This window comes from Streptomyces sp. NPDC031210, assembly GCF_055570395.1.
Genome location: NZ_JBVIHH010000009.1, coordinates 115,183 through 127,575 on the forward strand (window position 1 = coordinate 115,183; position 12,393 = coordinate 127,575).

The 12,393-nt window shown below is 69.1% G+C and carries 13 protein-coding genes and 2 pseudogenes; 10 read left to right on the top strand and 5 right to left on the bottom strand.

All coding sequences use genetic code 11. From position 1 onward, the window contains the following. Nucleotides 1-433: 433 nt before the first annotated feature. Both ACZ45Z_RS18330 and ACZ45Z_RS18335 read right to left on the bottom strand, forming a co-directional pair. Nucleotides 434-1,747, bottom strand: a complete 1,314-nt coding sequence (locus ACZ45Z_RS18330; protein WP_468363160.1) for a cytochrome P450 — start codon at nucleotides 1,745-1,747, stop codon at nucleotides 434-436. Further along, nucleotides 1,744-2,592, bottom strand: a complete 849-nt coding sequence (locus ACZ45Z_RS18335; RefSeq protein ID WP_468363162.1) for an alpha/beta fold hydrolase — start codon at nucleotides 2,590-2,592, stop codon at nucleotides 1,744-1,746. Before ACZ45Z_RS18335 ends, ACZ45Z_RS18330 begins: the two co-directional genes overlap by 4 nt. A 486-nt stretch (nucleotides 2,593-3,078) precedes the next feature. Between ACZ45Z_RS18335 and ACZ45Z_RS18340 the strand changes: the two genes are divergently transcribed. The 6 genes and pseudogenes from ACZ45Z_RS18340 (at nucleotide 3,079) to ACZ45Z_RS18365 (ending at nucleotide 7,956) form a co-directional block, all read left to right on the top strand. Further along, complete coding sequence (locus tag ACZ45Z_RS18340) at nucleotides 3,079-3,849, top strand: class I SAM-dependent methyltransferase (RefSeq protein WP_468363164.1); 771 nt, start codon at nucleotides 3,079-3,081, stop codon at nucleotides 3,847-3,849. A 998-nt stretch (nucleotides 3,850-4,847) separates the two neighbouring features. Next, nucleotides 4,848-5,384: a hypothetical protein gene (locus tag ACZ45Z_RS18345; protein WP_468363166.1), complete on the top strand. Its 537-nt coding sequence runs from the start codon at nucleotides 4,848-4,850 to the stop codon at nucleotides 5,382-5,384. Nucleotides 5,385-5,819: 435 nt separating this feature from the next. After that, nucleotides 5,820-6,074 carry a DUF6332 family protein gene (locus tag ACZ45Z_RS18350; RefSeq protein WP_468363168.1) on the top strand — a complete coding sequence of 85 codons (255 nt, stop codon included), beginning with the start codon at nucleotides 5,820-5,822 and terminating at the stop codon, nucleotides 6,072-6,074. Between the two features lie 43 nt (nucleotides 6,075-6,117). Continuing rightward, nucleotides 6,118-6,555 (top strand): annotated as a pseudogene (locus ACZ45Z_RS18355) (IS5 family transposase); the annotation flags it as partial. 10 nt (nucleotides 6,556-6,565) lie between these two features. Next, a complete protein-coding gene (locus ACZ45Z_RS18360) occupies nucleotides 6,566-7,051 on the top strand; it encodes an ATP-binding cassette domain-containing protein (RefSeq protein WP_468363493.1) in 486 nt (161 codons plus the stop codon). Further along, entirely contained in the window at nucleotides 7,048-7,956 is a 909-nt protein-coding gene (locus ACZ45Z_RS18365) for an ABC transporter permease (protein WP_468363170.1), read from the top strand. The genes ACZ45Z_RS18360 and ACZ45Z_RS18365 overlap by 4 nt, the downstream gene beginning before the upstream one ends. A 65-nt stretch (nucleotides 7,957-8,021) precedes the next feature. On the opposite strand, the gene ACZ45Z_RS18370 is transcribed toward ACZ45Z_RS18365, so the two are convergent. The 3 genes from ACZ45Z_RS18370 to ACZ45Z_RS18380 form a co-directional block, all read right to left on the bottom strand. Beyond that, nucleotides 8,022-8,237: a hypothetical protein gene (locus ACZ45Z_RS18370; protein WP_468363172.1), complete on the bottom strand. Its 216-nt coding sequence runs from the start codon at nucleotides 8,235-8,237 to the stop codon at nucleotides 8,022-8,024. After that, the gene (locus tag ACZ45Z_RS18375) at nucleotides 8,234-8,863 is read right to left on the bottom strand and encodes a squalene/phytoene synthase family protein (protein WP_468363174.1); all 630 of its coding nucleotides are present in this window, start codon (nucleotides 8,861-8,863) and stop codon (nucleotides 8,234-8,236) included. The genes ACZ45Z_RS18370 and ACZ45Z_RS18375 overlap by 4 nt, the downstream gene beginning before the upstream one ends. A 357-nt stretch (nucleotides 8,864-9,220) precedes the next feature. Continuing rightward, the gene (locus ACZ45Z_RS18380; protein ID WP_468363176.1) at nucleotides 9,221-10,066 is read right to left on the bottom strand and encodes a class I SAM-dependent methyltransferase; all 846 of its coding nucleotides are present in this window, start codon (nucleotides 10,064-10,066) and stop codon (nucleotides 9,221-9,223) included. A gap of 496 nt (nucleotides 10,067-10,562) precedes the next feature. Here ACZ45Z_RS18380 and ACZ45Z_RS18385 point away from each other — a divergent pair, with 496 nt between their 5' ends. The 4 genes and pseudogenes from ACZ45Z_RS18385 (at nucleotide 10,563) to ACZ45Z_RS18400 (ending at nucleotide 12,384) form a co-directional block, all read left to right on the top strand. Beyond that, the gene (locus ACZ45Z_RS18385) at nucleotides 10,563-10,826 is read left to right on the top strand and encodes a hypothetical protein (RefSeq protein ID WP_468363178.1); all 264 of its coding nucleotides are present in this window, start codon (nucleotides 10,563-10,565) and stop codon (nucleotides 10,824-10,826) included. Further along, on the top strand, nucleotides 10,826-10,918 hold the full coding sequence (locus tag ACZ45Z_RS18390) for a hypothetical protein (protein ID WP_468363495.1): 93 nt from the start codon (nucleotides 10,826-10,828) through the stop codon (nucleotides 10,916-10,918). Before ACZ45Z_RS18385 ends, ACZ45Z_RS18390 begins: the two co-directional genes overlap by 1 nt. A gap of 103 nt (nucleotides 10,919-11,021) precedes the next feature. Next, nucleotides 11,022-11,289 (top strand): annotated as a pseudogene (locus ACZ45Z_RS18395) (transposase); the annotation flags it as partial. Between the two features lie 69 nt (nucleotides 11,290-11,358). Continuing rightward, nucleotides 11,359-12,384 (top strand): HAD-IIA family hydrolase, encoded by a 1,026-nt coding sequence (locus ACZ45Z_RS18400; RefSeq protein WP_468363180.1) that lies wholly within the window; start codon nucleotides 11,359-11,361, stop codon nucleotides 12,382-12,384. The last annotated feature ends 9 nt before the right edge of the window (nucleotides 12,385-12,393 follow it).

A 12,393-nucleotide genomic window follows, 5' to 3' on the forward strand; every position in this document is an offset into this window, starting at 1 on the left:
GTCCCTCCGAATCCGAGCCCACTCGGCGTCTGTCGCCACGAACAGATCATCGCACCTTCGTCCGGCGCGCGAGTGGCTGGGACTCAACCTGAACTGCCGCAGCGTCCCCTCACGATGACCGCTTCAGCAACACGGCCCCGCCGCTGGTTCTCGTGAACATCCACGGCTCGATTGCTGACCAACCGCTGCTGGAACTCATCGACAAACGCTGCTGCTGAACGTGAACGAAGCCACGCTCGCCTGGTATCAGCACCTCACTTTGGCCTGCTCGCGGCCTGATCAACCGACCACGTGTTGCAACGACCTCTGGAATCCGCCACGGCAGGACGGGGGCGCTTTCGCGCCTTGGGGCCTTGGGGCCTTGGGGCCTTGCGGCCACCGGCGGACGACGCCGCTTGAGGGCTGACGGAGGGCTGCCGGATCCAACGGCACGTCAGTCAGACAGCCGTAGCGGCAGCGACTTCAGACCGTTGATGAAGTTCGACACCAGCCGCTGGGGTGGAGCGGCAACCGCCAGGGTGGGGAGCAGGCGGCAGGTCTCCTCGTAGAGCACCCGCAGTTGCAGCCGGGCGAAGTGCGCACCCAGGCAACTGTGCGGGCCGTCGCCGAAGGAGACATGGGGATTCGGGGTGCGAGTCAGATCCAGCCGGTGCGGGGTGGCGAAGGCCCGTTCGTCGTAGTTGGCCGAGCCGTGGAAGACGACGACCTTGTCCCCGGCACGTATGCGGCGGCCGGCCAGCTCGGTGTCGGACGCGGCGGTCCGGCGGAAGCTGAGCACCGGCGGATGCCAGCGCAGCAGCTCCTCCACGCAGGTGGCACCCGGCGCCGCTCCGGCGCGCAGGCCGCGGTACGCCTCGGGGCGCTCGGCCAGCGCCAACAGGCCGCCCGGGGCGGCGCTGCGCACCGTGTCGTTGCCCGCGACGGTCAGGAGGAAGAAGAACATCTCCATTTCGGGGGTGGGCAGTTCCTCGTCCAGGGCGAGTACGGTCATGACGTCGTCGCCCGGGTGCCGCCGCTTGTGGGCGGCCAGCTCCCGCGCGAAGTCGAACATGTCGCGCAGCATCGCCGGGGAGCGTGGATTGACGGGCGGGGTGGGCGGCGCCTGCGAGGGCACCTCCGTGGCGGAGGCGAGCGGGGGCGTGCCCGCTTCGTCCGGGTCCTGGTAGCCGATGACGCGGCGTGTCCAGTGCAGCAGCAGTCCACGGTCGACGGCCGGGACGCCGAGCAGGTCGGCGAGGTTGAGCAGTGCGAACTCGTCGGTGACGGCAGTGACGATGTCGACGACGCCGTCCCCGGAGCGTGCCGTGTCGGCTGCCGCCGCCAGCAGGCCGCGGGCCCGTTCGCGTACGGCGGTCGCGAAGCGTTCGATCCGGCGCGGGGTGAAGGCGCGGCTGACCAGGCGTCGCAGCCGACCGTGGGCCGGAGGGTCCTGATTGAGCATCATGCGCCGGATGAAGGGCAGGTCGGCGGGGTCGGGGTCGCGGATCTGGGTCGCGCCCAGGTGGGAGGAGAACGTGCGGGCGTCCTTGAGGACGCGTACGACGTCATCGTGCCGCGTGACGGCCCAGAAGCCGGGCCCCGCGGGCCAGCCGAGCACTTCGTGCTCCTCCTGCCAGGCCACCGGGTGGCGATCGCGCAACAACCGGTACGCGGTGTGCGGCAGCCCGTGCACATAGCCGCGGGGGTCGAAGACATTCGGCACCTCCGGATCCACCGCGGCCGCCGCGCCCGCCGTCGGCACCGTCACCCGACCGCCCCCGGCCCTTCCCCTCCGCCCCGCCCGGCGCCCTCGACCTGTCCGTTACCGTCGCCGGCCCGCGCCGCGTCGTCCTCGCGCAGGAAGTCCTCCACCGTCCGGATCAGTTCCAGCGGCGTCTCGTCCATGGAGTAGTGCCCCGCCGAGGCCAGTTCGACGAGCTTGGCGTCGGCGTGCCATCGCATCCACGTCTGCCGCGCCAGGTCGGCGCTCAGGGCCGGGTCCAGCGCGCCGGCCACCACCAGCGCCGGGACCGCCGAACCCTCGACCTCGGTGTGGAACCCCTCCCCCGCCCAGGAATCCAGCCAAGCCCGGAACGCCTTCGGGTCGCTGCACTCCAGGGACCGCCGCACCATCCGGTCCAGCCAAGCCGCAGGGCGGCGTCCGCCGGTGGTGACGTCGAGGATGGCCCGCCGACTGTCCGGATCGTGCTCCGCGGAGGTGAACAGTTCCCACTGCTCGGGGGGCATGGGCAGCCCGGAGGCGGGGACGGGTGAGATGCCGGCGAGCCGTCGCACGCGGTGCGGCGCCGCGGCCACTACACGCTGGATGACGCTGCCGCCCATCGAATGCCCGATCAGGGAGAACCGGTCCCAGCCCAGCCGGTCGGCGAGCGCCAGCACATCGGCCGCCGCCTCCTGCGTGGTGTACGCACCGGCCGCGCCCTTCGCCTCGCCGTAGCCCCGCAGATCGACCAGCGCGTACTGGAACGCGCCCCGGTCGAGGTCCGGCAGCAGGACGTCGAAGGCGGACCGGTCGGCGAACCACCCGTGCACGGCGATGACCTTGTGCGGTCCCGACCCATGGAGGCCATGGGGCAAGGCGAACGGAGTCACGCTCTCTCCCGACGTGAGACGAGGACGCGCAGGACACAGCACCGCGCCCGCCCACACACTGACGCGAACTCCCCCGCCCTGCAAGAGGACGAAAGCCCGGCGGGCGCCCGGCGTCGCCCACATGGGCGAGGTGATCCGCTCGCGGCCTTCCGCGATACGCCCCCTATCCGGCATACGGCGGCCCTCGCCCTGCGGGCCATTCCTGGCGGGCCGTTCCTGGCGGGCCGTTCCTGGCGGGCCGTTGCCTGCGGGCCATATTGAATCTTGCCGGACTTGCTCCTGTGACCTGTGAACACAGTCCATGGCGAGACGGTTCAAGGGCCCACTCACGCCATCACGCGACCTGCGATGGGCCGCCGGCGGTACGGTCCCCTCCCGGCAGTCCGCGCAGTGCGGGATGCCGGCACGCCGTTGCCTCGTCACCGCAGCGGTTGTTGTCCGGCCGTCGGTTGCCGCATCAGCACGATTGAGAGGTCAGCACAGTCGATGGACGAACTGTCAGTGCCGAAGGCGTTAACCGCCTGGCAGGATGCGGGCACCGCGGCCGCCTACGCAGCCGCGCCCCACACACTGGCACGGACGGTCGGCTACCCGGCCGTATTCGAATCCTTGCGCCTGGACCGGACAGGCCCGGCCACTCTGCTGGACTACGGCTGCGGGCCCGGCCAGCCAGCCCGCGCGGCCGCAAGGTCCGGGACCCGGGTGTGCGCGGTCGACACATCCCCGGCGATGCTGGAACTCGCCCGAGCCCGACCGACCCCGCGGGTCGACTACCGCCTGAGCCTCGACGGCAGGCTGCGGTTCCTCCCGGACGCGTCGATGGACGCAGGCATGTGTTGCTTCGTCTTCATCTGCGAGCCCAGCCGAGACGAACTCGGCTCCATCTGCGCGGAGATCTACCGCGTCCTGCGTCCCAGCGGCCGGTTTGCCGTACTCGGCTCGGACCCGGCCTCCATCGGTAAGGCCAGCTACGACGACTGGCACACCGAGCCCGGCCCGTACCTCGATGGCGCCCCGGTCCACAGCCGCCTGCGCAAGCCCGACGACACATGGCAGGAGATCACCGACACCTTCTGGTCCACCGCCACCTACCGCGACGTGCTCGCCGACGCCGGTTTCCGCCACATCCGTACCCGCATCCTCACCGGGCATGACCCACACACTGCCACCGGTGGCCTGCTTCTGATGACAGGCGACAAACTCCCATCCCCGCACCCATCCGGGACCGTTCGTACCTCGACCAGCCAAGAAATCTGAAGCACTGGAAGGAACACCGGGACCGGTCGCGGTGAGGTGCTCGGCAAGCCCGTCCGGCGGGCGCCCGGGCGCAGCGGGAGGGTATGGCCGGCTGTGATGGTCGTGGCGGTCCAGGAGAGGGAGCTGCCGGCGGCTAAAGGTGCGGACACGCCCTCTACACCTACTTCGAGGCGAAGGAACACCTCGTCCTGCCGCCACACGAGGCATCCCCGCAGCGGCTCGCCGACATCGTGCGCGCCCGGCAGTCCGGCGAGTCCGCCGCCCGGGCGGTGCTCGGCCGGCTGCGGGACGAACTGCGGCGCCATGACCGCAAGGTGGGCCTGACCCCGGGCTTCGGCCCCGTATTCGAGATGATGCGGGCCGCCCCCACGCTCACCGCCCGCCTGGAGGACCTCGGCCGGCAGATGACCGACGCCCTCACCACGGTCCTGGCCCAGGAGACCGGAGCCGCGCCCGACGACCAGACGCCGCGCGTCGTCGCCGTGATCATCGGCGTGCGGGCACACAACCTCAGCCACGCAGGCCTTCCTCCTGGGCCGACTCCACTCGGGCCGAAATCCCGCCCGTGGGTGGTAAGCCTCCCTTTGGGAGCCGATTGGCGACGGGCAGCCGCACCCCTCCCGCACCCGGCTGGCAAAGCGATGCGCGAACTGCCCGGAACCATCGACGGCCCGCCTGGCGCCGACCGAATCCTCTACCTGCCGGTCTTGGCGGAGATCTATCCTCGGGCTGCAAGTCGACCAGCTCCGCCCCGAATTCGGGCGGCACCGCCGTCACCGGCAGCGGGTACTCCGCATCCGCAGCGACCTGACACCCACATGCTGGGCGCGGTCCCTGAAGCGGCCTCAATGCGGCCGTCTACGGCGGGAGGATCATGTCCCGGTCGGACGAAGCGGAACTCTTCACCTTCACCGGAATTCGCCAGTCCCGCGTCTCCTCGGCCGTCTAATGTACAGACATGCCGCGCCGCCCATCGCGGCCACCTGAGGAGGAATCCTGTGTCATCGCCCTACGACCCCCAGCACGCTCCCGCCGGCGATGTGGGCGCAGCGCTCATGCTGGTCGACTCTCGTCTCAAGAGCATCCGCGACGGCAAGACCGAGACCGATCCCGAACAACAGGAGCTGATCCACCAGTTCACCGAGTCGCTGGGCCCCAAGGAAGCCAATGACCTGCTCGACGGCGCGTGCACGCTCATCTACATGTTCATGACGTGGCTGCGGAAGGCCCACGAGGACCACGACAAGGACGTCATCGAGTACGTGGTGCCCAACCTCGTAGCCACGATGCGCATGATGCCCCGGAGTATCCGCCCGGAGGCCATCCCCACCATGGCTGGCCTGGTCATCGCTGCGGGCACCGGCCTGAGCCCCAACCTGTGGCGCAAACAGTACGGAGACTGGACCGATGAGGAGATGAATCCCCTGGAAGCCACCGCCTTCCTGCTCGCGGAGCACATCAACCGCATCACCGACAACCCCGACTTCGCCATCCGCATGATCGCCGAGGCCCTGTCCACTGCGGACAAAGAATGACGTGCCGCATCCATCGCTAGAGCCCTCTCGGGCATCGACCTGCGTTATCCGAACTCCCGTTGGCGTGTGAAGCATGTCCGTAGAAACTCCCCTGGCGTATGGGTACTGCTGACCGGCTGACGAGACAGAAGGCAGGGGAGAATCTCGCGGCCTGGCGAGGAGGGCGTCCACCCGTCGGCGAGGGCCGTTCAAGCCCCGTACGCGCCCCGTGAACGGGTACTGACCAGGCGCCGTCTAGCGGGCCATGGCTTTCGCCTCCTTCTCAACACACTCCATGGCCCTTTCGCGGCCGTGCGCCTGCACCAGCATTGCAGGTCACCACGGTGCGGATGCGGTCCAGGAGGCTTAGTCATCTCAATTGGTGATCGAGCTGCCCGTGAGAGTCAGCGGTCAGTCGCAGGCGCGGTGGCTTGACCGCGATGTGAGACTTGCAGCATGGATATGGGGCGTGAGTCGCGGTGGGAAAAGGACGCAATGACGGTGGAGATCGTTTTCGCCCTGGTGACTGCCGCCGTGCTGGCTGGGGTGATCTTTGCTGTCGCCTGGACTCTCGCCCTGGCCCTTGACCTCTCTGGTTCGGCAGAGAAAGGCGTGTTGGCGGGGGGCGCACTGCTCGGGGCGGTGGCCGGAGTGTGGCGTCTGGTACGGGTGTTGCTTCGGTTCGACGAGCAGCGCCGAATCGGCCACTGACTACGGGCCTTCCCTTTACGGTCGGTAGCCTCCCAGCGGGGGGATCGTTGAGCGGCTGGTGTCAGATGAGCTGTGGGAGCTGTTCCAGCGGGTGGTGCCAGAGGCGCCGTCGCGGCCGCAGGGCGGTGGCCGGCGTCGCCACGGCGACCGCGAGGTCCTGGCCGCGATCGTGTTCGTGGCGACCCCGGGCTGCACGTGGCAGCAGCTTCCCGCGGCGTCATTCGGGCCGTCCGGCGCGACGGCGCACCGTCGGTTCGCAGAGTGGACGAAGGCCAGGGTGTGGGCCAAACTCCACCGCCTGGTCCTCGACGAACTCGGTGCCCGCGGTGACCTGGACTGGTCGCGGTGTGCGATCGACTCGGTGAACATGCGGGCCTTGAAAAAGGGGGACCTGACAGGTCCGAATCCTGTTGACCGGGGCAAGTACGGCTCGAAGATCCATCTGATCACCGAGCGGACAGGTCTGCCCCTGTCCGTCGGGGAAGTCGACCCTGCTCAATATCCTCGCCGGTGAACTGCGGCCCGACAGCGGCACCGTCCGCCACCGCGGCGGGATCGGTCATTGCCCGCAACGTGTCGTTCTCAACCGGGCCCTGACGGCCCGCCAGCACCTTGAGCTGTTCCGGACCGCCTACGGACTGCCCGACGTGCGCCGCGCCAGGGAGATCATGGAGCGCCTCCACTTCGCGGATTACCTCGACGAACGCGCCGAGGCGCTCAGCGGAGGCACCCGACAGAAACTGAATTTGACCCTGGCCCTGATGCACGACCCGCAGACGCTGCTGCTGGACGAGCCCTACCAGGGCTTCGACTGGGACACCTATCTGCGCTTCTGGGATCTCGCCAACCACCTGCGCGAGGCCGGGCGTTCCGTGCTCGTCGTCTCCCACCTCGCCCACGACGCGGACCGCCTCGACGAACTCTGGCACCTGAAGGAGGGCGTGCTGCATTGCGCGCACGGAAAGGCGTCGGGGTGAAAGGGCACCTGCTTTATTTCCGCACTGCCAGCCGATATGAGCTCGTCGCGCACGCCGGCAACCGGTTCGCGATGTTTTTGGTGGCCGCCTACGTGCCTATCTGGAGTGCGGTGGCCCACCTTGTCGTCCCGAGCGCACCCGTGCACTTTCGGCTGCGGGTCACCGGCCGCATCCTGACCCCTGCCGGAAACCAGCTCACCCAGGTCACCGGTGCCATCAACTCCGTCACCCTGATCACCGGCTTCATGATGTTCGCCGCGACCTTCGCCAGCGGCCCCTTCGACCGCCGCCTCGCCCTAGCCGGTTATCCGCGCACCCACCTCGTGCTGGCCAAGACCGCCGCGCTCGCCGTCGCCTCGGTGGTGATCGCCGCCTACGCCACCGCCATCGCCTGCCTGTCCTGGACGCCGCGGCAGCCCCTGCTGCTCGCCACCGCACTGTTCTGCGCGGCGATGACCTACGGCGCCCTCGGCGTCGTCTTCGGCGCCCTGCTGCGCCGCGAGGTCGAAGGAATGTTCGCGCTGGTCATGACCAGTGTTCTCGACATCGCCCTGCAGAACCCCATCGTCAGCTCCGGCGCCAACAGCTGGGCCATCACCTTCCTCCCCTCCTATGGCGCCGTCCAGAGCGCCACCGCCGCCGCTTTCACCGACACCCCGCCGCTCTCCTATCTCTCCCTCCAGCTCACCTGGTTCGCCGGGGCCGCGCTCCTTGGCCTGCTCGCCTTCCACCGACGCACCCGCAACGCCCTGTCCGCCGCCCCTGGGCGCGCCAGCACTCCCCATGCCCCAGCCGGCATGGGCACTCACCCGATCTCAGGTGGTGCGGGACGCGGCCGCCCAGCCGACCCGGACGCCGGCAGCACGCCTGCCACGCCCACGACCCGGTCACCAGGGGTTGGCTGAGGAATCGATTGGCCTGCCCGTCAGCACCTGGCGGCGCCCGGCGCGAAGCAGCCCGCCAGGTCCCGTCATGGCGTGCGGGGCTGGGCTGCTTCCAGCGGGCTGGCGCTGGCGGAGCACCGCGCGGCGCGGTAGCTGCGGGCAAGGATCTTGACCAGCTCCCGTACCCCGAACCCGACGGTATGGCGTATGAGTCCCGTTCCGGTTTTCTCCACCCGCTCCAGCCGGGCGCGCGCAGCCTCGAGGCCGGCCCTGACCAGCGGCTGCAAGTCGGACGTCGTCACGTCGATGACACCGTGGGCCTGCGACAGGTCCTCTCTGGCCTGGCGCCACAGGTGCTCCAGCAGCGCGCCCACTTGGCGACGCGGCCCCGGGCACTGCGGTGGAGGTCGGCCGCGCTCACCTGGTAGTCGGCCAGTACCGACGCCGGAACATACAGTCGCCCCTGCACCAGGTCGCCAGCCAGATCAGCCAGCCAGTCCTGACGCTGCATGGCTCGCGCGAACATGTGCCATCCCCGGGCATGCTGCGCCGAAGGGCCGCCCGGGTACTGGATTCCAACCCCGACCGCAGAGAACGGCACAGCCCAGCGGTTGATGTAGTCGAGTTCTTCGGTGACGTCCGCGAACCCGGTGAAGTCCCCGTCGATCACCGCACCCGCGAGCAGTGACTCGACCAGGTGGCGAGGGAACCCGCGCACCCGGCAGGTATGGACACAGGCCGGCACCACGGGATGGGCGGCGCTGGTAAGAGGGCTCGCGAACGCATCACGGACCATTTCCGTCCAGCGGTCCAGCCCCATCTCAGCGGGCTGTCCACCGTCCGCCAGATCGTCGGTCAGACTGGCGAACGCGTAAGCCGCCAGGACAAAGGGCCTCACCTCGGCCGGCAGCAGTATCCGCACCACCATGAATCCCGCGATCTCATCGCGTGCGACCCATCGGGCGCAGTACGCGTAGTCGGCCCGCAGGCACGCAGGCACACAGGCACGCGCTTCACGCGATGTCCGTCCTTCCGCAGCGGCGCCGGGGCATCGTAGGCAGCAAGGGCCTGGACGAGACGATCACGGCTGGCTGCCGCACAGTTGCCAAGAGCCCTTCAGGCACTCGCCAGCCTCCAGCCTGGTGTCCGGCCGTGCGGCCCGCCGGCTGCAGCGCCCTGGCTTCTGCACCGACATCGTGCTGTTCCCGGGTCACGAGCGGATCAGCCATCCGCCCCGCCAGCCAGCACCCGGTCCCCCGCCTCACAGCGCGAGGCAGCCGTCGGCTCACGGCTTGGTAGCGACACAGATGGTGTACCGCCAGGTGTCCTGGTGGCGGTACATCTCCACCGCGCTCATGGCGTTGACCAGGAGGTCGCCGCGGCCCACGCTGCACGCGAGCCAATAGGGAAGCCGGGCGAGCACGGAGAAGGCCCACAGCATCGGCAGGATCTTCGCCGTCGCGTCATAGGCCGGTTCGACGGCGAAACCCGTCTGGCGAAGAAGCCGCTCCAACTCCCCATGGGTCATCGCCAGCAGGCCCGGCATACCGGACAGCTCACAGACTCGCAGCAGCGCGGTCCGCGCCCGTGGCGCCAGCTGAGCCTGCGGGGTGCTCGCGTACTCGAACATCACCAGCTTCCCGCCAGGACGTAGGACACGGAAGAACTCCGCGAGCCCGTGCAGGGGTTCGGTCGAGTGGACAAAGGACTCCATCGTGTAGACGCCGTCGAAGGAGGCGTCGGCAAACGGCAGCGCGTGATAGTTGGCCTGCAGGAAACGTGTCCGCCTGCCCGGCTCGCCGGCACGGGCCGACCGTTGCCGCGCGATGGAGATATCCGACCCGATACCGTCGATCCCGGTGACATGCACCCCGCTCGCTCCTGCGACCGTGCGCGCCGTGTCACCGACCCCGCACCCGGCATCGAGCACCGAAGACGCCGGCGGCAAGGCCAGCTTGCGTGCCGCGACGACCTCCATGCGCCGCATGGCCGCCTTGAAACCCCAGGGGGAGTCACCGGGTTCGTACCAGCCGAAGTGGCGCGTGCGGCCGAGCAACGCCGCGTACCCCACACGGGATTCGAATGCCCGGTAGTACGGCACGACGTGCTGGCGGTAGTAGGCATCGGTCACATCAGGGCACACGTCTCGCCGCTCCTCCCCCAGGTCTTCACAAACCCCAACGACCAGCAGCGCGGCGAGTAACGCAAAGGCCCGCCGGGACAGGGGCCCGCGCGCACGTCCGGAGCCGACGCCGTTCCAGTTGTGCCCGTGCCAACGACGGCGCTTCCATGACCGCGACGACGTCCACCGACACTCTCCCCTTCCGAAGCGGTTCGAACGCGCCACCGGGCGAACATACCTACTCCGGGCCGGACCCTGGATGCTGCCCTCATCACCTAAAGTGACCAATCGCGGCGATTCGAGCTGGAATACGCGACGCCTCGACATGCGAGCCCACCAGTCGAGGCCATCAACCGAGGCGGGACTGATCTGTTGAGGTGCTGTGCGAGGCTCTTGCGACCCACCGACGAAGCCATGGGGCGGTAATTTCCGCTCCGGTGTTCGGCCGTATGTGGATTTTCGGCCGCGGCCCTCCCGGGTCTCCGGTCCGTTCAGTGCCCGGGCCGTGGAACGGCTGCGTCCCGCGATCCGGCACCGCACGGCTGACCTGGTCCGCGCCGCCGCGGCCAAAGGCGAGGCGGCGGGCCTGGCCGCGGCGGCGGACCGCCTTCCGCCGGACGCCGACCTGGTTCTCACCACACTCGAGTACGCCCTCGGCTCCCGCGAGGTCGAGCCCGGCAAGCTCGTTCACCATGCGGATCACGGCTGTCAGCCCTCGCCGATCTCGATAGGCCCGGTCGGCCGGACCGACCGCCATGGATGGTCTTGATGGCAGCGCGTCGGCACAAGACCCTGGTGGTCTGCTCGGCCTGCCATCACGACATCCATGCAGGACGGGGCCCAGCTCTTCCCCGGAAGTGATCACTGGAAAGCCGTGTCTGGTCAACGCCGCCCGCACGGTTCGGGAGGGGGCCGACGGAAAAGGACCCGCACCACGGGCACCTCGCCGGCGGCCTACCTCACCCTCAACACCCACCGAACAGCCAGCATGAAACAGTCGGCGGCCGACCACGACTGGCTCACCGTCCTGCATCTGCCCTCATACGCGCCGGACCTCAACCCGTCGAAGGCATCTGGTCGTTACTGCGGCGAGGCCGATGCCAACGCCGCCTTCACGGACCCGGAACACCTCACCTGCACCCTCCGCCGCGGACTCCGGCACATCCCAGCTCGGCCCCCACCTCATAGACGGCTGCCGCACCGAAACCCGCCTGACCACCACCCCACCCTGAAAACATCAGTACGCGCGTCCCTGTTACCCTTCCCACTCTCTTCCTGACCGATCCAGGACGGCACCAGCTATGACCGAGCACTTACCTACGGCAAAGACGGGCCTCCCGCTCGCCCAGCTGTATGACGCCGCTTTCCTGGACCTCGACGGCGTTGTCTATGTGGGCGCTCTGGCCGTGGACCACGCTGTGGACTCACTGACCCGTGCCGGCAAGTCCGGGATGCGTTTCGCCTACATCACCAACAGTGCCTTCCGCACGCCCCAGTCGGTGGCCGAGCATCTACAGGCACTCGGAGTGGTGGTCACCGAGGGGGATGTGGTGACGTCGGCGCAGGCTGCTGCACGTCTCGCTGTCAAGCGTTGCGGGGAGGGCGCTCGCGTACTGGTCATCGGTGGTGAGGCGTTGCTGGCCGCGGTACGCGCCCAAGGTCTGGAGCCGGTGCGGTCCGCCGATGACCAGCCCACCTGCGTCGTGCAGGGGTTTGCGCCGACGGTCAGTTGGCGCGATCTGGCGGAGGCCGGTTACGCCGTCGGCTGTGGAGTGCCCTGGATTGTCACCAACACCGACCGGACCGCGCTCACGCCCCGGGGCACCGCTCCCGGAAACGGCGCCCTCGTCGCGGTGGTCCAGGCCACGACCGGCGTAGTTCCCACCGTGGCCGGCAAGCCTTCGACTGCCCTCCTGTACGACAGTGCGGCCCGTACCGGTGCCCGACATCCTTTGATGGTCGGAGACCAGCTGGACACCGATATCGAAGGTGCACACCGCGCCGGTTTCGACAGTCTGCTGGTTCTCACCGGCGCGACCAACGCGCGAGGGCTCCTCACGGCTCCGGCACATCGTCGTCCCACGCATCTCGCGGCGGACCTGCGCGGCCTGCTGGCACCGGCGCGTTCGGTGGAGCGGAGTGGGGACGGTTATGCGTGTGGCGGCTGGCATGCCGCGGTTCGTGGGGGTGAGCTCTCGGTGGCAGGGCTGGGGGGCAAGGATTTCTGCGACGCCTTGTGGGCGGCGTGCGCTGCGGCCTGGTCGGCGCCGGAACTACCGGAGGTGGCGAGGGCGCTTGGGACTTTGGAACGGTGTGTCTCTCTGTAGAGTCTCCGC

Coding starts and splice junctions, on each gene's coding strand:
- ACZ45Z_RS18340 (WP_468363164.1), top strand. CDS start 3,079: ATGGACGAACTGTCAGTGCCGAAGGCGTTAACCGCCTGGCAGGATGCG.
- ACZ45Z_RS18350 (WP_468363168.1), top strand. CDS start 5,820: ATGGATATGGGGCGTGAGTCGCGGTGGGAAAAGGACGCAATGACGGTG.
- ACZ45Z_RS18375 (WP_468363174.1), bottom strand. CDS start 8,863: ATGGTGGTGCGGATACTGCTGCCGGCCGAGGTGAGGCCCTTTGTCCTG.
- ACZ45Z_RS18390 (WP_468363495.1), top strand. CDS start 10,826: ATGGCAGCGCGTCGGCACAAGACCCTGGTGGTCTGCTCGGCCTGCCAT.
- ACZ45Z_RS18400 (WP_468363180.1), top strand. CDS start 11,359: ATGACCGAGCACTTACCTACGGCAAAGACGGGCCTCCCGCTCGCCCAG.